Origin of the sequence: Maribacter litoralis (assembly GCF_003075045.1) — a bacterium.
GTDB lineage: Bacteria > Bacteroidota > Bacteroidia > Flavobacteriales > Flavobacteriaceae > Maribacter > Maribacter litoralis.
This window is the reverse complement of record NZ_QCZD01000004.1, coordinates 187,653-207,676: the sequence shown is the minus strand read 5'-3', so window position 1 is coordinate 207,676 and position 20,024 is coordinate 187,653. Positions and strand designations below refer to the sequence as shown.

Annotated in this window: 12 protein-coding genes; 1 reads left to right on the top strand and 11 read right to left on the bottom strand. The window is 36.8% G+C overall.

What is annotated here, in order from left to right; all coding sequences use genetic code 11:
* Window positions 1–151 precede the first annotated feature (151 nt).
* Complete coding sequence (locus DCS95_RS16515) at window positions 152–499, top strand: toxin-antitoxin system YwqK family antitoxin (protein WP_116771898.1); 348 nt, start codon at window positions 152–154, stop codon at window positions 497–499.
* Between the two features lie 72 nt (window positions 500–571).
* On the opposite strand, the gene DCS95_RS16510 is transcribed toward DCS95_RS16515, so the two are convergent.
* The 11 genes from DCS95_RS16510 to DCS95_RS16460 form a co-directional block, all read right to left on the bottom strand.
* A complete protein-coding gene (locus DCS95_RS16510) occupies window positions 572–4,072 on the bottom strand; it encodes an efflux RND transporter permease subunit (protein ID WP_116771897.1) in 3,501 nt (1,166 codons plus the stop codon).
* Window positions 4,073–4,078: 6 nt separating this feature from the next.
* Window positions 4,079–5,245, bottom strand: coding sequence for an efflux RND transporter periplasmic adaptor subunit (locus DCS95_RS16505; RefSeq protein WP_116771896.1), 1,167 nt, complete (start codon window positions 5,243–5,245; stop codon window positions 4,079–4,081).
* Between the two features lie 25 nt (window positions 5,246–5,270).
* Window positions 5,271–6,611 (bottom strand): TolC family protein, encoded by a 1,341-nt coding sequence (locus DCS95_RS16500; protein WP_116771895.1) that lies wholly within the window; start codon window positions 6,609–6,611, stop codon window positions 5,271–5,273.
* Complete coding sequence (locus DCS95_RS16495; RefSeq protein WP_116771894.1) at window positions 6,612–7,217, bottom strand: TetR/AcrR family transcriptional regulator; 606 nt, start codon at window positions 7,215–7,217, stop codon at window positions 6,612–6,614.
* Window positions 7,218–7,301: 84 nt separating this feature from the next.
* Window positions 7,302–7,715, bottom strand: a complete 414-nt coding sequence (locus DCS95_RS16490; protein WP_116771893.1) for a hypothetical protein — start codon at window positions 7,713–7,715, stop codon at window positions 7,302–7,304.
* 11 nt (window positions 7,716–7,726) lie between these two features.
* On the bottom strand, window positions 7,727–8,251 hold the full coding sequence (locus DCS95_RS16485) for an RNA polymerase sigma factor (protein ID WP_116771892.1): 525 nt from the start codon (window positions 8,249–8,251) through the stop codon (window positions 7,727–7,729).
* A gap of 129 nt (window positions 8,252–8,380) precedes the next feature.
* On the bottom strand, window positions 8,381–10,066 hold the full coding sequence (locus DCS95_RS16480) for a CRTAC1 family protein (protein ID WP_116771891.1): 1,686 nt from the start codon (window positions 10,064–10,066) through the stop codon (window positions 8,381–8,383).
* The gene (locus tag DCS95_RS16475; RefSeq protein ID WP_116771890.1) at window positions 10,056–11,417 is read right to left on the bottom strand and encodes a phosphatase PAP2 family protein; all 1,362 of its coding nucleotides are present in this window, start codon (window positions 11,415–11,417) and stop codon (window positions 10,056–10,058) included. The genes DCS95_RS16480 and DCS95_RS16475 overlap by 11 nt, the downstream gene beginning before the upstream one ends.
* A 2-nt stretch (window positions 11,418–11,419) precedes the next feature.
* Complete coding sequence (locus DCS95_RS16470) at window positions 11,420–14,764, bottom strand: VCBS repeat-containing protein (RefSeq protein ID WP_116771889.1); 3,345 nt, start codon at window positions 14,762–14,764, stop codon at window positions 11,420–11,422.
* 67 nt (window positions 14,765–14,831) lie between these two features.
* The gene (locus DCS95_RS16465; RefSeq protein ID WP_116771888.1) at window positions 14,832–16,709 is read right to left on the bottom strand and encodes a RagB/SusD family nutrient uptake outer membrane protein; all 1,878 of its coding nucleotides are present in this window, start codon (window positions 16,707–16,709) and stop codon (window positions 14,832–14,834) included.
* Between the two features lie 9 nt (window positions 16,710–16,718).
* The gene (locus DCS95_RS16460) at window positions 16,719–19,910 is read right to left on the bottom strand and encodes a SusC/RagA family TonB-linked outer membrane protein (protein WP_244178478.1); all 3,192 of its coding nucleotides are present in this window, start codon (window positions 19,908–19,910) and stop codon (window positions 16,719–16,721) included.
* Between the last annotated feature and the right edge of the window lie 114 nt (window positions 19,911–20,024).

Sequence of the window (20,024 nt, the reverse complement as noted above, 5' to 3'; positions counted from 1 at the left end):
ATATGTAAATATACTGTAAAACAATGTGTTATGCTTTCAATGTAAATTTAATGTTACGTAAAAGTTATCTAAACATTGATTAATTGCAAAATAATTGTATCTTTATCACGTTACAATACTGTAAAACAATAATCCAAAAAAAATATATATCATGAAAAAGATTTTAATTTTAGCCGTAATGGCACTATCGTTAGGAGCGTACGCACAAGTTGATCCCACCTTTGTAAAAGATGGAGATAAAATAAAAGCTACATACTTTCACGCAAATGGAGAGAAGTCTCAAGAAGGTTATTTTGTAAATGAAAAGCTAGATGGACAGTGGAAAATGTTCAACGAAAAAGGAGAAAAAATTGCCATGGGTAATTATGACAACGGGGTAAGAACCGGTAAATGGTTATTTTGGGAAGGCGATGTAATAAACGAAGTAAATTTTGATAACAATAGAATAGCAAGTGTTACACAAGCAAGTGCTAAGGATCCTGTTGTAAGCAATAAATAAGTTAACTAACTCAAATAAAAAGCCCGTATCAATTTTGATACGGGCTTTTTTATGGACTATTATTTAATATACCTATGCTGCACTTTCTATTTGTTCGGTAGTATCAGTACTATTACTGCCCCAATTTCTTAGCTTAATTTTTATACGATAAACTATATTGAAGAGTACCGGTACTATAATAAGGGTTAAAAAGGTGGCTACCAATAAACCGAAGATAACCGTCCATGCCAATGGTCCCCAGAAGACTACATTGTCACCTCCCATGTAAATCTTAGGATTAAATTCCGAGAACAAAGAAAAGAAGTCAATATTTAAACCTATAGCTAGTGGAATCAAGCCTAATACAGTAGTGATCGCTGTTAATATTACTGGTCTAAGCCTTGCTTTACCACCAACGATCATAGAATCGGTAGCGTCATTAATGGTCAATAGGTCACTATCTTCCATATCTAACCTAATCTTTTTACGATCGATCAATATTTGTGTATAGTCTAAGAGGACTACACCGTTGTTCACTACAATACCTGCTAAAGAGATAATACCCATCATGGTCATCATAATTACGAAAGACCATCCGGTAATCATTAAACCTCCAAATACTCCAATGAAGCTTAAGAAAATAGCGATCATAATAATTAATGGTTTAGAAATACCACCAAATTGGAATATTAGAATAAGCATAATCAATCCTAATCCTGAGAAAAAGGCACCTACCAAGAATGCCTGTTGCTTCGCTTGCTCTTCCAACTGACCGGTATAATCTATTTTGACAGTAGCGGGTGTACCATCGAAACTTTCCATTTCATTTTGAATTTCAGCTACAATAGCACCGGCATCGGTAAAGCCAGGTTTTAATCCGGAATAAATAGTTACTACTCGTTTACCATCGCGGTGTTTTATAGCGCTAAAGCCCGACGTGTTTTTTTCCTTGGCTACCGCAGAAATAGGAATTTCTTTTATTTGACCGTTAGAAGGGTCTCTAAAAATGATGTTCTGGTTGAACAAAGCACTTTTATTATACCTTAAATCTTCATTGAAGCGAACATTGATATCATAATCTTCTCCGTCCTCTTTATAAACACCTGCCTTTTCACCAAAAATAGAGCGTCTTAATTGGTTGCCTACTTGACCAACAGCAACGCCAAGTTCACCCGCTTTTTCACGATCTACGATTACTTGCATTGCCGGTTTGCCTTTATTGACATCAATTTTTAGCTCTTCAATACCAGCAATATTTTTGGTATTGATAAAGTTTTTAATGTCTTCGGCGGTGTTGATCAATTCATCATAATCACTACCTTCCAATTCAATATTGATAGGAAAACCAGCTGGTGGACCATTGGCATCTTTTTCTACCGAAATGGCAACACCAGGATAAATACCCTGTAATGCATTTTGCACCCGTGCTCTAATATCTTCGGTATTTAACCCTTCTCTGTATTTGTATTCACTAAAGTTTACGGTAACTTTTCCTTTATGTGGCATTTCTGCAGAAGAACCACCATCTGTTAACGGATTACCTGCACCTTCACCAACAACTGAAACAGCAGAAGCCATCATAAAATTTTCCCCGTTCTTTTTGTATTTAGGGTCATCCATTATGGCGTATACCTGATTTTCTACTTCTTTGGTAATTTCATTGGTTTTTTCAATAGAAGTACCTTCAGGGTATTCTACATACACATAAATTTCATTTGGTTTGTTGTCGGGAAAAAATTCAATTTTGGTACGACCACTACCTACAGACATTCCAAAAAGCATAAAGACACCGATCAACATTAAAAATGTAATACCAAAGTACCAGTACACATTATTGCCTCTAAGGGCATGTTTTAGTCGTTTTTCATACCAGTTTTCAAAACGTACCATGGTTTTACGTTGAAACTTGATTGCGGCACCTTTAATAACGTATTTATATACCCAGAACATGATTCCGGTCAATATCAACACAGAACCCAAGCCACGCATGGCACCACCAGAAATCAGTATTAATATTCCTAGTCCACCTAGAATAATACTCATTCTGATCAATTGCTTTAAGGTCAGTTCTTTTTCATCTGTACTCATGAATTTGGAAACCAACATGGAGTTCATGAAAATTGCCACGAACAATGACGATCCCAATACTACAGAAAGTGTAATTGGAAAATAGATCATAAACTGCCCGAAAATACCAGGCCACAATCCTAAAGGTACAAAGGCTGCTACCGTTGTTGCCGTAGAAATAATAATGGGATAGGCTATTTCGCCAATACCTTTTTTGGCAGCTTCAGTTCTAGAAAGACCTTCGTCCATTAAACGGTATACGTTTTCTACTACCACAATACCATTATCAACCAACATACCTAAGCCCATGATCATACCAAAAAGAATCATGGTATTTAGCGTATAACCGAGCCATGATAAAATTACGAATGACATGAACATTGACATCGGTATGGCAAAACCAACGAAGAGTGCGTTTCTAAATCCTAAAAAGAACATTAATACGGTAACAACAAGAATGATCCCGAAAATGATATTGTTCACCAAATCATCTACTTGGTTCAATGTACGCGTAGAAGAATCATTGGCAATAGAAATATTTAGATCCGATGGAAAGTATTCCGCTTTTTCCTTTTTAACCAGTTCTTTGATCTTATCAGCGGCAGAAATCGCATTTCTACCCGCTCTCTTCTTTACATCGAGCATTACTACATTATTGCCAAACTCACGGGCATAGGTAGTTTTATCTTTAGCATGAAAATTAACCGTAGCGATATCTTTAAGATAAACTGCGCCATTTTCAGATTTGACTACAAAATTGTTCAATTCTTTTGGGTCTTCAATTTCACCAAGAATACGTATGGTACGTCTTTGACCAACTGTTTTCAGGTTACCTGCAGACATGGTCATATTACCATTACTTATGGCGCTGATGACATCTTGGAAACTTATTTTAGCAGCCATCATCTTGTAGACATCCACACCTACTTCAACTTCAAGGTCTTGTGCACCACGTATATCTGCCTGCTTAATTTCTGGTAGATCTTCTACTTCATCTTGTAGATATTCGGCAAACTCCTTCAATTTCTCCACAGGATAGTCTCCCGTAAAATTGATGTTCATGATCGGCACTTCTTCTGAGAAATTTAGATCAAAAACATTGGGTTCTACTTTTGCGCCGTTAAACGTTGGCCAATCTTCACTTGCTTTTTCACTATCTACTTCATCCTTTACCTTTTGTTTGGCTTGTTCTACAGTTATGTCCTCATCAAATTCTACGGTTAAAATGGCGTAATCTTCTTGAGAAGTAGAAACAATCTCTACAACATTGCTAATATTCTTTAGCCTATCTTCTAAAGGGTCGGTTATTAGTTTTTCAATATCCTCTGCGGTGTTACCAGGATATGGGGTACTAATGTATATTTTAGTCTCTATGATTTCAGGAAAGTCTTCTCTGGGCATAGCCATGTACGCACTGAAGCCTAACCAAAGAAAAATGGCTATCATAACATAAATAACCGACGGGTTATCTATGGACCATGATGAAAGACCGAATTCCTTATCGGCGTTCTTTTTTACTTTACTCATCGATCTTTATTTTTTGATTTTAACTTTCTGACCATCTTTAACGCTTCTAGCGCCTTCTTTAATAATATGGTCTCCGTCATTTAAACCAGTTAATACCTCTATTTCTGCACCTTGCGTTTTACCTGTGGTAATAATTGTTCTTTTTACTATCGATTCTCCTTCTGCACTTGCTTCATCTGCAACAAAAACATATTGTTCTCCCTCTGCATTTTCAGAAATGATACTCGTAGGTATTAAAATGGCATTTTCACTGGTATAATCGTTAATGTTCACTTTTGCGGTAAGGTTGGGTTTAATTTTACCTTCCTTATTCGGTACCGGTATCTCAGCTTCAAATGATCGGTTTGCCGGGTTGATGAAATTTCCGGTCTCCCTAATCTTTGTAACCATACTATCACCTAAAACAGGAAAGTAAACCAAGGCTTCCTTACCTTTTGTCACATTACCTATATAGGCCTCTGGTACCTCAACTTCAATGTACATATCAGATAAATTGACAATACGAAATACTTCTGATCCTTGACCTGGGGCTACTACCGTACCTTGATCTTTGATTACATCATCAATAATACCTGAGAAAGGAGCTCTAATGGTAGATTTACCTAATTGGCTTTCTGCTTGTGACACCATGTTTTCTGCCGCCTCATAATTGGTTTTCGCTTGTAGGTATTGAATTTCAGAGCCAATATTCTGGTTCCATAAACGTTCTTGACGCTCAAAAGTGGTTTTAGCCAAAGATGCCTGGGTTTTTAATTGGTTTAACTGGCTAGACAGACCACCATCGTCAATAGTAGCCAAAACTTGTCCTCTGCTTACACGGTCGCCCTCTTTTACATGTACCCTTTGCAAGGTACCTGCCATTTCTGGGTAGATCAGTACATTTTGCTTGGTGCTAACATCTCCCTGTAATTCCAAGTAATGGTTAAACACTTCTTTCTTTGCCGTTAGCGTATTCACCAAAGGCAATTTCTCTTCATTTCCTAAAATAGCAATTGCAGAGTCCAATGATTTAAGTTGGGCATCTATTAGTTTCTGCTGTGTAGTTATTTCATTTTTCTTGGCTCTGATTGCCTCAAGATTTTGTTCCGAAATAATTTCAGCTACCGATTGATCTTTACCACCACATGAGTAAAGGCTTATGACGGCAATTAGTAAAATTGGTAATTTTTTCATGATTGTTTTTTTTATGATTGACTATTTAGGATTTTGTATTTAGTATAATTTCTAATTCGGTCTTTTTATTGATAACCTCAACCATAGACTGTAAAAATTCTTGTTGTGTTGTATATAGTTGGGTTTGTGCCTGTCTAAGCTCAAAACTAGTTGCCAAACCTTCTTTGTATTTAATTTGGTTCTTATTTTCAATACGCTCAGAGAGTAAAAGGTTTTGTTTTGCCGTTTCATAATTATTTATGGCCAACGTATAATTGTTTTTGGCATTCTCTAACTGTAATCTAATTTGTTGTTCTGCTTCGGTCAACTGTGTTTTAGCTTTTTCTAAAGCAATTTTTGCACGTTGAGTACTGGCACTACGTTTTAAAGAACTGAAAATAGGTATATTCAAATCGAAACCTAGTATAGAAGAATCGAACCATTCTTGGTCTCCACTAAAAAAGTCGAAACTTTCTGAATATGCAGAACTGCCGTAGTTTACAAACGCATTTAGGGTTGGTAAAGCACGGCTTCGAGCTAGTTTCCACTCGTAATAGCGTTGTTCGTTTAAATTTTCTGCAAGTTTATAATCTACATTTTCACTGATGTTAAATGCCGTACTTAGAATACCTAGGTCCATTTTAGAAACGGTAAGATCTTCTAGATTTTCTGTTAACTGTGTTGGAGCATTTAAATCTAAGCCCATGCTAACATTCAGCATTTGTAGGGTTATATCTTTTAACCTTAATGCATTTTGTAATTGATTTTCTATGGAAGAAAGTGTAATCTGTAGTTGATCTACGCTTTCTTCATCTCCTAAGCCGTTTTCGTAAAGTTTGCTGGTTTCGTAAAGATTTTTTTCGAGATTGGCCTTGTTCTTTTCTAAAATAGCAACCGATTCTTCTGCCAAAAGTACATTACCATATGCCTCTACTACTTGTTGTCTAACATCTAGTTCTGTTTTTTCCTTGTTATTGGCACTATAACTTAAAAAAGCTTTAGTTGCTTGTACCCCTACAATGTATGAGCCGTCAAAAATCTGTTGGGTCAACGTTGCAGTAGCGGTCATAGACTGTGGTTGCGAGAATACTACGGGAATAAATTCTCCGGCTGCACCACCTACTAATTCCGCAGGTAAAAGCGTAACAGGTTGCTTTAGTTGGTTTTGGTACCCAACTGATCCGTTTATTTGCGGTAAACCACCGGCTATTGTCTCCCATTTTTGCTTTTGGGCATCAATGATGTCCCTGTTGGCATTTATGGCAGTGTAGTTGTTTTCTAAGGCAAATTGAATGGCCTCTTCTAATGTGAAGGTGTACGTCTGCTCTTGTGAATAGCCTAAATTGAGAGCTAGTACCGTGATTAAAATTACTAATTGATTTCGCATTTATTCTTGATTTGAATTGATGATGTTGTTTAATATGGCTTTTCCTTTAGGGGTAACGATTCCTCTTATATGGTATTCTAAAAATGAATCCATAAGTTCAGAGATGGGAAAAAGGTCTAAGGGGAAAATGTTCTGATCTTTAATGGTATTCATACCGCTAAAATATATTCGAGCTACAAATTCAGGATTTACGTTGTCTCTAAAAAGCCCTTGTTCTAAACCGCGTTCTACATTTAAAAGCACACACTTATGCATTTTTTCAAATTGTAGATGCTTTAACGATTTATGAATTTTTGGATAGTATTTCATTAACTGAAACTGTGCGGAGCTTTTTTCGTTGTTTAAATGAGACATTACAAATCTTTTGATCTCGTATAATTCTTCAATAGCATTCTTTTCCATTGCTATTATTAGATCTATACCCTCATTAAGAACGCAAAATTTTGCCATTACGCAATCTTCTACGAGCGATGTCTTATTTTCATATTCGCTGTATATAGTTTTTTTAGACATGCCTATTTCATTGGCAATATCGTCCATGGTTATACTTTTAAAACCACGTTCCAAGAAAAGCTGTGTAGCAGTATCCCTTATTTTTTCTTTCATAACGACTGCAAATATACATCAGGAAACTTTAGAAACTTCAAAAGTTTCCTAAGTTTTACAATTTGTTAATGTTATTTGGAAAGATCATCCGTTGTTTATAGATTCATTTCTAGCAACATAGTCTTTGTAGGCTTGTTCTCCTTCATTTTTCCAGAATTCATCATAATGTTTCCATTTAGAAAAGTCATTTCTTACAGGTTTACATGGGTCAAATTTTGCGAACTTTTTACGCTTGTTCTTTTTCTTGTTACCTGGTCCGTCTCCACCTCCAAAACCAAAGATTATTTTGGAGAAAAGAAGTATTCCCATTGCTTTCCAATAATCTATTTGAGGTAATCCAAAAATATTTGGCATAAGCCAATTCCATAGGCGCATGACAATGTAGCCCACTAAAAAAGCTATAGCGAGACCTAGTAAAACAAAAAAGAGAATTTTAAACGCCTTGTACACGTAATGTTGCACTGATTTTTCCATGTTTTTTTCCAAATTAGATTTCATAATGCTATTTTTTAATTTTCTATACTTTTAAGTAATATTGATAATGCCCTATGTCTCCTAGACATAAGTGTGCCTTGTGGTATGCCGGTTTCAGAGGCAATTTCTTTGTAACTGTAATTTTCAAAATCTACTGCGATGATAACATCCCTATACAAAGGTTTTAGTTCACTAATTGCAATCTTTAGCTTTTCGCGAACATGATGGGGATATTCGTTGGAAGTTTCATCATAGAATAGGTTGGTGAAATCCGTCCAAAGTTCTTCTAGTTGATCTTGGTCATCTAAGCGCGATTTTTTAGTGCGCAATATGTCTGTTATCTTATTTTTAACTGCATTATAGACATAACCGCCAATGTTATGTATAGGTAATGCGTCAATAGGTCTAGAGAAAATACGTAATGCAACATCTTGTATAATGTCTTCTGCATCACTTTCAGATGTTTGTTTAATTTTAGATTGAATATAGTACTTGATCGAGCCATATTCTTCTTCAAAAAAACTATTCAGGTTCTTGTTATCTTTTTGGTTGGATGACATCCAAGAATATTTTCAATTGGTCTTCATATATAAAGACGAAGAAGTTAAAACCTATTGCATTTTTAGGAAAGATTTTTTTAAAAGGGAAATCTAATTGACGGTAAAGATAATATAATCAGGTAGTTGTGTTTATTTTTTGCGATATAAATATATACCAGAAATTATTAAAATAAGCACACCCAGAAGATACCAAACATAAGTTTGATTGTTTTTGGGTTGGGCAATTTCTATGATCTGTAGTTGTTGGTTAGTCTCAACATTAGTTAATACTTGAGTATTGCCACCAGTCCAATCTACAATAACGGAGTCTACTTTTGTATTTGCTCCTAATCCAAAGTGTGCAATGACGGAGTTTTGAGACAAATGGCTGGATCCACCACCATCTATTTCTCTAATTAATCTTTTTCCCTTGGTAATTACCGTTACCCTTGAACCTATTCCGTTCGATTCGGCCTGTACACCTTTTAATGCCACTTTCAACCAGTTTTCGGTGGCTATGTCATTTCTAAAAAGACGTGTTGTAGATGCTATAGGGTAGTTTAAAATAGGTTTTTGGTTTACGACCAATAAGTCCATATCCCCATCGTTGTCCATGTCAAAAATGACTGAACCTCTGCCAATACCATAATCGTTAATGCCAAGTTCCCTGCCTTTTTCGGTATAGGTATTATCATTGTTGTCAAAATAAAAATTGCCCATGGGTGTGCAATTAGGATTTAGATCTCCGTTAGACACAAACAGATCTAAATCTTGATCATGGTCAAAATCTGCAAAATTGGCACCCCAACTAATGGCTAAATTATACGTGCCCAATTCTTTTGCTTTATCTTCAAATGGTCTTCCATTGCCTTGGTTTTCCATGAGCATGTTGAACTTGATATTGGTAATGTAATAATCCATCCACCCATCACCATTAAAGTCTCCAACAGCAGCTCCCATGGCGTTGATCTTCAAATCCATTTCGGTTTGCTTGCTTGCGTCTTCAAAATGCTCATTAGGATATTCATTTTGGTATAGAAAATTCGGTACTGCTTTATACCCAAAATCTTGGTTTACCAAAAGGTCTTGATCTTGATCATTATCAAAGTCGGTGAATACACCACCAAATCCAAATCCTTTATGGCCTAGAGCATAGTCATCATATACATTTTCAAAACTTTTGCCACCTTCGTTTTTTAATAGATAACTTTTAGCTGTTTGGTTGGCACTAACTATGGTAGCGTCTTTTATGATTCCCAATTTACCGGTAAATTCTTGAAAATAGTTGCCCACAAATAAATCTGGGTAACCATCGGCATCAATATCGCCAAAGCTTGGACCTGTACTGAAGGAATTTAAATCTTCTAATCCGTATTCATTAGTAACATCTTTAAAGGTGGAGTCTCCATTATTTAAGAACAATAGATTTTTTGCCCTTGGAATAATATTCTTACCATCGGTAGTAGTGATCGTGGTTATGAATAAATCTCTAAATCCATCTCTATTAACATCGGCACTTACTACGCCTTGTGTAACATACTTACTGGTAACCTCAAGACCAGATCCTTCAAAAACGTTTTTAAAAGTTCCATCGCCGTTGTTCAAGTATAATTTATCATCTTTTATACCGCTGGTGATGTAAAGATCTTCAAAACCATCATTATTGAAATCAAAAACGGTAACACCTCCACCAAAAGTTCCTTCGTATACCTCATATTGGTGATTTATACCCGAGTCTTCTGTAACATCTGTAAATTGTTGTGCATGGCTAACCCATCCAAAGAAAAAAATGGATAAAACTAGGTGGTTTATGAATGTTTTGGTGTTATTGTTCATGAGGTTTTCTCCATTCTAAGTTGTAAATGTTCTTAGCTATTACTTTGCCTTTCTCTAAACCTACTTCATTGTCCAGTTGAGTATGTATACCGCCGTAAAATCTTGAATCAGCTGTTTCTTGTGCGGCTTCCCAAAAAGAATGGAACGTACGAATTACAAAATCAGTTTCCTTCAATTCATCTCTTTCCCTTCCTTCATGAGCTCTGTCGGTAAAAGTGAATTCCTTACCAAAATTATGTTCTAAAACAGTGGCCGCTGCTGCCGCTTGTATCGCATGCCCTGATGGAAAAGAAGGAAACGGCGGGTCGGGCCAAAAAGACTCCCACTCTTCATCAATATATTTTGGTACAAATGTATTAGGTCGCTCGGTAAAGAATTGATATTTCCATTTCCAGCAATTTATAAATGCATCTGCTACCGCCATACCTACTTGTGCAAATACCTGTGTACTTTCAATAAGTGAGATATCATGGCCTTCTACGGCAAGTGCTGTAAAATAATACGAATGACCGGGTGGGGTAAAACTAACATCTGGATCATCTCCCCACCAAATTGCCGCTTCTTTTTCTATTTGGGTTAATTCAAGATCTTTTAGGTATACATTTTCAAATTGTTCATAATAAGGAGAACCTGGTGTAGTGTCATATGGAATCATCTTTGGATCTTCTACTTCTTTATTCATGGAAGCAAATGTTCTATTCTCGCCCCAATGTGGGTGTAAGGGATGATGACTGAATGATTGTGCGAACAGTGGGGGTTTCCATGCACCGGGTCTGTCTGGGTGAATCATGGTTTTGTCAAAATTGAAAAGATACCCTCTATGGCCACCATCTGTTTTAGACCAATCAAAAATTGCATTGGCAATAGCTTTTCCAAAATCTACCGAGCGCTGAACCGTTTCTTTTTCAACTTCTTTTTGAAATTGATTGTAAATAACTTGCTCTAGAGAATCTATTTTTTGAATATTTTCTTCGGATGTTTGAACGTATATATTTTTTAATATTTCTGATTGACCTGCATTTAGGGCCAATACCCAATCATACTCTTTTTTATCGTCAATCGGAGGTAGCTTTTCTAACCCTAACAACTGGCCGTTCATGGTATTGTATTCGGTAAAGCCTGGCACTACAGATTCATACATGGTGAGTCCGGTATATCCAAAAGCTCTGGATGCGAAAGTGGGTGAGTTGGAAGGCGTGTGTCTAGTAATGAACAAAGTCATGTTCGCCCATTTTAATACAACCTCTTTATCGCTCATTTTTTGCTCTTCTTTGGTAGAGCATGCCGTTACTATTAGAAGAAGTAAGATTAAAAGAGATTTACCTATTTTGTTTGTAAAGAATATGGTCATCGTTATTTAGCGTCTAATATATAAGTTTTAGTGGGAGCACCATAACTGGTTAATATCAATTGGTTGCCTATAAGCACAGCATGTGTATTGCTTCCTGTTATGGAGAGACCTGATCGAGTTTGGAGAATGTAATTGTATGTTCCGTTAGTATTACCCATTAACAGCGTACCGTAATTGGCGTCGAACTTACCAATTCTTAATTTATAATTATCATCGTTACCTAAAAGTAAAATGTCCTTGTTGCCATCTTGATTAAAATCTGAGGTTATGATCTCAGACACCGGGGCGTACTGTGCCTGCGTAGGTAATGTTGTGGTTTTAAATTTTTTACTTTCAGTACTTAAGAACAATGTGGTTTCTTGATGATGAACAGTTAATTTTTTCGCTTTTTTCAAATCGGTTTCATTAAATATATCTGTTAAACGTGCATCGGCATATTTCTCATAACTATTGAAAACCTGCCTTTTACTGGCAAGTTGCCCAAGTAGTTCATCTCTTGTAACATAAGGATAGCTAATGCCATCGATGTAGAAATTGAGAATAGGATCTACTGAACCGTTGTTGTCAAAGTCAGAGTAGTACAATTCTGCCGGAGTTTCGGTACTAATTTTAAATTGTGTGTTTGTGCCAATATTTCCAGCAATTATATCGGGTTTACCATCGTTATTAAGGTCTGTAACCTGAAGGCTTGTCCATAATCCAGAGTGAGGTTTTTCAAAAAACTGATCTGTTGCAGGGGTCAACTTTCCATTTTTGTTCAAGTATATACTAATAGGCATCCATTCGCCAACTACAATTAAATCCTCTTTTTGGTCACCATCTATATCTACCCATTGGGAGTCTGTAACCATGCCTATATTTTTTAAACTTGGCTGAATTACATCCGTTTTATCCGAAAAATTTCCCTTTCCATCATTAATGAGAATGTAACTTCTAGGTATTTCGGGAAAACGACCCGGAGTAATATATCCTCCAACAAAAATATCTGGAAATGAGTCATTGTTTATATCTGAGAATGTAACTGAGCCGGTACTTGTGGATATTTTTGGTAAGGATTTTTTCATTTTCAAAAAACCTCCTTGGCCGTCGCCCAAATAAAGTCTGTCTTGCAAGAGAGGATCATTGGCGGTCAAGTGATGGTAGCCGCCACTGCCTACATAAATATCTAAATAACCATCATTATTTACATCAAGCACTGCAATATCGGCATCATAATATGCTTTGTCTTTCTCAAAATCTGTATTCAATTTTTGTTTAAAATTACCTCTGGTATTTTGAAGATATATAGAAGTTGGTTGGTCAACTCCACCGCCGATAATAACATCTTCTAATCCGTCTTTATTTAAATCTGCACTAGCAATTGGTGGTCCGGTATGCGATAGCTGCTTTAGTAAAAGCGACTGTCTTTTAAAGTCATTAACTGTTGAAGGCTGGTGTACAAAATCTATAGCGTTAGAGGCAGGTGAAAATAAAGGCTTTGCTCTTTTATGAGACTTAACATTTGTATTGGCATTGTCCTCATCCAATACAATCAATTGGTTTGTTGAAAGGTCTTTAATAGTTTCGGTTTTTCCAGAATTCCATACTACCACTAAAGAATCTATAGTAGTTGCGTTTGCCAACCCAAAATGTAGAACTGAAGATACGGTAGAGAGATAACCTCTGGTGGGCATTTGCTCTACTACCTGTGTTTTTCCATTGGTAAAAATACTAACCTTTGTACCTATACCTTTTGTGTTTTTGTTATTACCATTTAATTGAATATTTATAAAGTTGTCGGTGTCTTTAGGTGTATCGTTCCTATAAATAAAGGCGGGCTTATTAATATTGTTGATCACTAAGTCTAAATCGCCATCGTTATCTAAATCTGTATAAACGGCACCGTTACTATTGGCAGGCTGATTTGTACCTGCTTCTATGGTCTGATCCGTAAAATTGACGCCATCTTTATTGGAATAATAAAAATTTGTTAGGTTAGAAGCTGGCATTTCTTTAATGAGTTCCAATACATCTTGTCGTTGTAGTCTACCTTTAGATTTTACGTAACTGTCCATGTAATTTATGAAATCTAAATTGGTGTAGTCCCTAAAATATCCGTTGGTAATGAATAGATCCTTAAAACCATCGTTATCGAAATCTGCAAATAGTGGAGCCCAACTCCAATCGGTATTGGATATGCCAGAAAGTTGTCCAATTTCACTGAAGCTATTATCACCATTATTCAATTGTAACATGTTACGCATGTATTGATGGTGAAATCCACTTCTAATGTTTAAATCGAATTTTTCATAATTATCAGGGGATAATAATAACTTTTGACGCTTATTATCCTTAGGGAGCATATCTAAAGTGAAAATATCCTGTAATCCATCATTATTAATATCGGCTACATTATTGCCCATGGAAAAATGACTTGTATGCCCCATTTGATCACCCAGTTGGTCTGTAAATGTGCCATTTTTGTTATTGATATACAGGTAGTCGGGTACGGTGTAATCATTAGATACGTAAAAATCTTGCCACCCGTCATTATTAATATCACTTATACCAATGCCCAAGCCGTAAGTGAGTGCAGACCCACTAATACCCGCTTTTTCGGTAACGTCGACAAACCTGTTATTTGTTTGTTCAAAAAGGCGTATGCCTTGTAATGGATCGTCTTTCTTTAAAAACTTTTTTGTGCTCATTTCGTTTAAAACAGGTAAAGATTTTGGGTTATGATTTAGTAATAGCATATCTAAATCGCCATCTTTATCGTAATCGAAAAAATAGCCTTGATTGCTAAATGCAGCACTAGCTAGACCATATTCTTCCGCTTGTTCTTTGAAAATGGGTATGTTATTGGTGTCGTTACCTTGATTTATAAAAAGTTGATTTTTACGCTTTACATCTGGCAACGCTCCAGAATAACATAAGTATAGATCCAATTTTCCATCACCATTAACATCGGCAGATGTAATACCGGTTTTCCAAGGACCTGGTCTGCCCGAAACTTTAGAAATTGATGTAACATCTTTAAATGATAAATTACCTTCATTTAAATAAAATTTATTTTCACCCATGTTAGAAGTGAAATACAAATCTTGTAAACCATTATTATTAAAATCTCCTGTGGCGACACCACCGCCATTATATAGGTATTCGTATACCAATACATTGGCATTTAAACCTTCTTTTAAGGTGTTTTGAAAAGTTACTTTCGTTTCATCTTCGGATAAAAGAGTGAATAGGGAGGGTTCTTCAATCTTGTTAATTGTTGAAGAGGTTTCATCTTTTTTAACTTTCTCTGTACAGCTTTGATGTAATAAGAAAATTATAAGAATATAGAAGATTAGATTTTTTGTCATTTGTTTAAAAGTAAAAGATCTATTCCAAAAAGGAATAGATCTTTAATTTAACTCAATTTAAACTAAACTAATAACCTGGATTCTGAATCAAAAGGTTATTTCTATTGATCTCATCTCTACTAATAGGCATGAAATACATCTTGTCGTCCCAAGTTCTGGTTTCATTATCATTATTGTCTACAACGGTATAGGTGTAATCATATACAGATGTGTCATACTGATAAGGAGTTCTTGGTGTTGCACCGGCTTTAAGGGTTGCTGTTACTTTCATAACCTTAATGCCCCTGCCCAAAGTTTGATCAGCGATCATCCATCTTCTTGCATCATGGTATCTGTGTTCTTCATATGCCAATTCAACTCTTCTTTCATTGATATAATCTTCTAAAAGCGCTGTGCCTGATGAGGTAATTGCCGGCATACCTGCTCTAAAACGAATTTTGTTCAGCCAATTTCTTGCCTCGCCTTCATCACCTAGGGCAATAGAAGCTTCTACATAATTCAATACGATTTCGGTATATCGAATAAACGGCCAAGGAACCACTTGTGCACTTGATTGATTGTCGACCAATGCTGGGTCTGGATCGATAAACTTGCGTACATAATACCCAGTTCTACTTCCGTTCCAGTTTTCAATTGGCGAATCTCGCATATCTACACCAGGTATAATACCTCCGCTACCATCAGCATAGGTACCAGTTTGTATTTCATCATATGGGTCAATTGACGCTACATCGTCTGGTCTAGGTTTCCATGGGGCACCATCATAAAGGATAGTGGCTGCCAGTCTTGGGTCTCTATTTTCGTATGGTGCAGACGCGTGTTCTTCATTGCTCCAGTCGAAATCAGAACCGTCCATCATTTGATAGTCGTCTACCAATTGTTGAATAGGTGTATTACCCGCCCAGTTATGGTAACCGTTGGGACCGTTGTTGATCCCTTGGTGAATACCACCTAATGGCCAATTACTTTCTTCGGTAAATAATGCTGAATGCGTTCTTTCAAATAAAAGTTCGGATCTTGCGGCAGCATCGCCTACAGCACTTCCACCTCCCATAGCAATAGAGATATATGTCTGTGTAGCTTCTTCTGCACTTGCTGGCTCTGTCAAATCTAATTTATAACCAGTGGTTGCATCTAAAACCGCCTTGGCAGCAGTTTTGGCGGCAGTCCATCTTGCATCTCTGTCCCCAGAAGTGTAAGCCACTAATTCTAAATTTGAATACCCGCTCAATGTAGCTGATTTAGCGCTGGCAGTAGGACCGTCGCGTAAATCACTTGCGGCATATGTTAAAACTCTAGATTTTAACCCCATAGCGCTTAACATCGATGCTCTACCAGGAGTAACTTCTTTACCGTCTAGAAGAGATATAGCTTGTTCAAGGTCGCTAATTACAAAATCTACATTTTCAGCATAAGTGCCTCTTGCAATTGAATAATCGTCGTCTAAGCCGTATGCTACATCAACTAGTGGTGCGCCACCGTAATAACGCATTAGTTGATGGTAATAATATGCTCTTAGAAAATGAGCTTCACCCAATAACCTGTCTTTTAACGTTTGGTCATCGAAAGTTGAATTAGGTAATTCTTGTATGGCAATATTCGCTTTACGTATAGCTGAATATAGCTCGTTCCATTGTGGAATGATATTCACATTTCCTGTACCTGATGGTGAAAGTGAACCTTCTGTGATAACATTTACTCCTCTACCGGAGTGTGTAAACATTGCTTCGTCTGTTAATGAAGCCAAGCCTTCTTCCTCAAACCCTCCATAGCCAAGAGATGCGTATACATTAAATACAAAAGCTTGTGCTAACGTACCATCTGACCAAGTGGCATCTGCCGAAATAGAATCTAATGGTTGCGTTTCTAAAAAATCTTCATTACACGAAATAGGTACTAACGCTAGCGCTAGTAAGCCTAAGAGTACTAATTTTCCTTTTTTCATGATTTTTTTTTAAAATGTTAAACTAAAACCTGTGTTAATAATAGTCTGTTGCGGATAAAACTGACCATCATTACTAGTCGATTCAGGATCATATATATCTTGTGCCGCCCATGTTGCCAAGTTTAGACCGCTCATATATATCTTAAATTTAGATAGACCAAATTGCTCAATCATTTCTGAAGGGAAATTGTAGGCCAACTGAACATTTTTAAGTCTTAAGTAATCTTTACTGAACAAATTATAGGTGTTATTGCCATAATCTCCACCAGTATAATAGGTGTCTCCTCGACTCGCAAGTCTTGGGTGTTCGCTACTTGGGTTGTCTGGACTCCATCTGTTGTCAAAGCTGTACTTTAAGTAGTTTCCGATATCACCAGATTCTGTTTGAATAAATAACTTAGCCCCTGTAGCTCCTTGTAATAATACAGAAAGATCAAAATTCTTATATGAAGCATTGAACGTAACACCATAGTTGAAATTAGGATTAATACTATTTTTAAGTCTTACTTGATCTAAGTCATTGATAGCGCCATCGCCATTAACATCTTTAAATTTCATGTCGCCCGGCTCTAATACAGGTTTAACGGCACTATAGTCTAACTGATTGGCATCTATGGCAGCTTGATCGATAAACACACCATCTGATTCATATACTAAGTAAGAACCAATAGGCTTTCCTTCTTGTAATTGATAGCTAGGTGCACCTGGTATTTCATCTAAAAATTCTACCGTATTCTGCGCGTAACCACCGTTTATGCCAACATCCCATTTGAAGCCGTCTACACTACCGCCAAAGTAATTCAAGGCAAATTCAAAACCTTCGTTATTTACTTTACCTGCATTAACAGGAGGTAATAATTCAGAAATACCTGAGGATCCCGGAGTAGAACCAGTTTTCTGAATAAGAATCTGATCACGCTTGTTCAAGAAATATTCTAAAGTGAAACTTAACTTGCCATCAAGTACAATACCATCTAAACCAACGTTAAAGTTTTTAGCACGTTCCCAAGTAAAACTAGGGTTGGCCAAGAGGTTTTCAAATAAGGTAGTTTGCACTTGTCCATTAATTGGATATTGACCAAACTCATAGATAGATTGGTACGCATATTCTTGTAATTCATCATCTGTAATTTCTCCATCACCATTAGTGTCAAAAGAAACTTGATCATTACCCATTTCACCGTAAGAACCTCTTAATTTTAAATAGCTGATCGAGTCAACATTGAACCAATCTTCATTGTTAATGTTCCAACCAACCAATAAACCAGGGAAGAATCCGAAACGATCATTACCTGGGAAGATGTAAGATCCATCATATCTCCAAATAAATTCTGCTAAGTATTTTTCTTTGTAATTGTACTGCGCACGACCATAGTAGCCTAAACGGGTTCTATTGTAACCGTAACCATCCGTTTCCTGTGCAATTTCACCACCGACACCTAATTGGTCAACAGCGGTAGAAAGGAAATTTCTTCGAAATGCAGAGAAAAATTCTCCTTGGAAGTTTTCACGGGTAACACCGGCCAATAAGTTAATGGTGTGGTCGTCACCAATAGTTTTATCATAACTTAATAAACCGGTAAGGTTAGTGTTTAGTACGTTGTTAGATTCTTGTAATAATCTTGCATCTGTAAAATTAGAACGTATAGATCCTGTAAGTTCTGGAACACCAGTAGCTATATAATTTGCACGATCAAGAGAATAAAGTGTCCAAGGTGTTTGCCATAGTTTTCTACGTAATTGACTTTGGTCAACACCTGCCAATAATGTCAGTTTAAGACCTTCTACCCATGGGTTGGTAATATCCAAAGAACCTGTAAATTGTAGGTAATCTGTTGGTTGTTTATCATACCCTGTAGCGTTGGTTGTAACAACCACTGGTTGCTGTCCGTTTTCAATATCAGGTCCTGGTAAGCCATTTGGCCATATTGCAGGTTCGTTAGGTCTACCTCTCATTAACATTCTGAAAATAGCACCTGCGCCTTCGGTTGGGAAAGTTCTATCTTCTTTTCTATAGGCCATACTTAACTTAGTAGACAGATATTCATTTATTCTAGCATCGGTATTGATTCTAAAATTATATTGTTGATATCTGTTCGCAGAGTTTTTGTAAATAGCTCCTTGGTCTGCATAACCTAAAGAAGCATAATATTTTAAATCTTCACTACCACCACTTATAGATAGGTTATGTCTTTGTTGTTCTGCCCAGTCTTGAAAAGTTGCACCGAACCAATCTGTATCTGGGTATAACCATGGATCAGCATTGGTTCTATGATTATTGATTGTTTCTGGACTAAATGCAGCGTTTACGGTTTCAGCAGGGTCACTACCCGGTATGGTATAGCTACCTGTAGTTTGAAAAGCGGTATTTGCCGCTCCCCATTGAGCTGAAGGAATATTACTATTGTAAATAGCTAATTCATTCATTATAGTTTGATACTCTACCGCACTTGCCATTTCTGGTACTCTTGTAGGTCTGGTTATACCAAAATCAGCCTTATAATTTATTTGCATTTTGCCGGCTTTACCGGTTTTGGTAGTAACGATTATTGCTCCGTTGGCCGCTCTAGCTCCGTATATTGCAGCTGATGCATCTTTAAGTACAGATATATTGGCAATATCATCTGGGTTAATACGGCCTATACCACCATCTCTATCTGGTATTCCGTCAATTACAATCAAAGGTTGGTTGTTTCCTAAGGTATTGGTTCCACGAATACTAATGTTCGATTCGTCATTACCAGGCTCCCCACTGGTCTGAACAATTACTACCCCGGGTAATCTACCAGCTAAAGAGTTTGACACACTAATGGCGGGCGAACTTTCAAGAACCGGACCCTGTACTGCGGTTACCGCACCTGTTACGGTCGCTTTTTTCTGAGTACCGTAACCAACGACTACAACTTCGTCCAAATTGGCTACGTCTTCCTCAAGAGATACATTGATGGTGCTTTGGTTGTTTACGGGAACAACCACAGCTTTAAAACCAATGTAGCTGAATCGTAAACTTGTACTACCATCATCTACGGTGATGGTGAAGTTTCCATCAAAATCCGCTTGTACTCCCGTTGTTGGGTTATTCGCATCTATGACTGATACGCCCGGTAACGGCATGTTGTCTGAAGCTGATGTTACAGTTCCAGAAACGGTTGTCTGTGCGTGGAGATTCATAAAGAGAAATCCACTAAAAAATAAAATCATCGTTAAGCTTACATGATTCCGAATCATGGAAAACTTAGAAAAGTCTGTTTGATAATTCATAAAGTTAGTTCTTACAGTTGTTAGTTAAATATGTTAGCATAGGCATTATAGACT

Bases quoted from the DNA above. Each gene is read 5' to 3' on its own strand.
- DCS95_RS16495 (WP_116771894.1), bottom strand. From the start codon at position 7,217: ATGAAAGAAAAAATAAGGGATACTGCTACACAGCTTTTCTTGGAACGT.
- DCS95_RS16465 (WP_116771888.1), bottom strand. From the start codon at position 16,709: ATGAAAAAAGGAAAATTAGTACTCTTAGGCTTACTAGCGCTAGCGTTA.
- DCS95_RS16470 (WP_116771889.1), bottom strand. From the start codon at position 14,764: ATGACAAAAAATCTAATCTTCTATATTCTTATAATTTTCTTATTACAT.
- DCS95_RS16475 (WP_116771890.1), bottom strand. From the start codon at position 11,417: ATGACCATATTCTTTACAAACAAAATAGGTAAATCTCTTTTAATCTTA.
- DCS95_RS16515 (WP_116771898.1), top strand. From the start codon at position 152: ATGAAAAAGATTTTAATTTTAGCCGTAATGGCACTATCGTTAGGAGCG.
- DCS95_RS16480 (WP_116771891.1), bottom strand. From the start codon at position 10,066: ATGAACAATAACACCAAAACATTCATAAACCACCTAGTTTTATCCATT.
- DCS95_RS16460 (WP_244178478.1), bottom strand. From the start codon at position 19,910: ATGATTTTATTTTTTAGTGGATTTCTCTTTATGAATCTCCACGCACAG.
- DCS95_RS16485 (WP_116771892.1), bottom strand. From the start codon at position 8,251: ATGTCATCCAACCAAAAAGATAACAAGAACCTGAATAGTTTTTTTGAA.
- DCS95_RS16500 (WP_116771895.1), bottom strand. From the start codon at position 6,611: ATGCGAAATCAATTAGTAATTTTAATCACGGTACTAGCTCTCAATTTA.
- DCS95_RS16505 (WP_116771896.1), bottom strand. From the start codon at position 5,245: ATGAAAAAATTACCAATTTTACTAATTGCCGTCATAAGCCTTTACTCA.
- DCS95_RS16510 (WP_116771897.1), bottom strand. From the start codon at position 4,072: ATGAGTAAAGTAAAAAAGAACGCCGATAAGGAATTCGGTCTTTCATCA.
- DCS95_RS16490 (WP_116771893.1), bottom strand. From the start codon at position 7,715: ATGAAATCTAATTTGGAAAAAAACATGGAAAAATCAGTGCAACATTAC.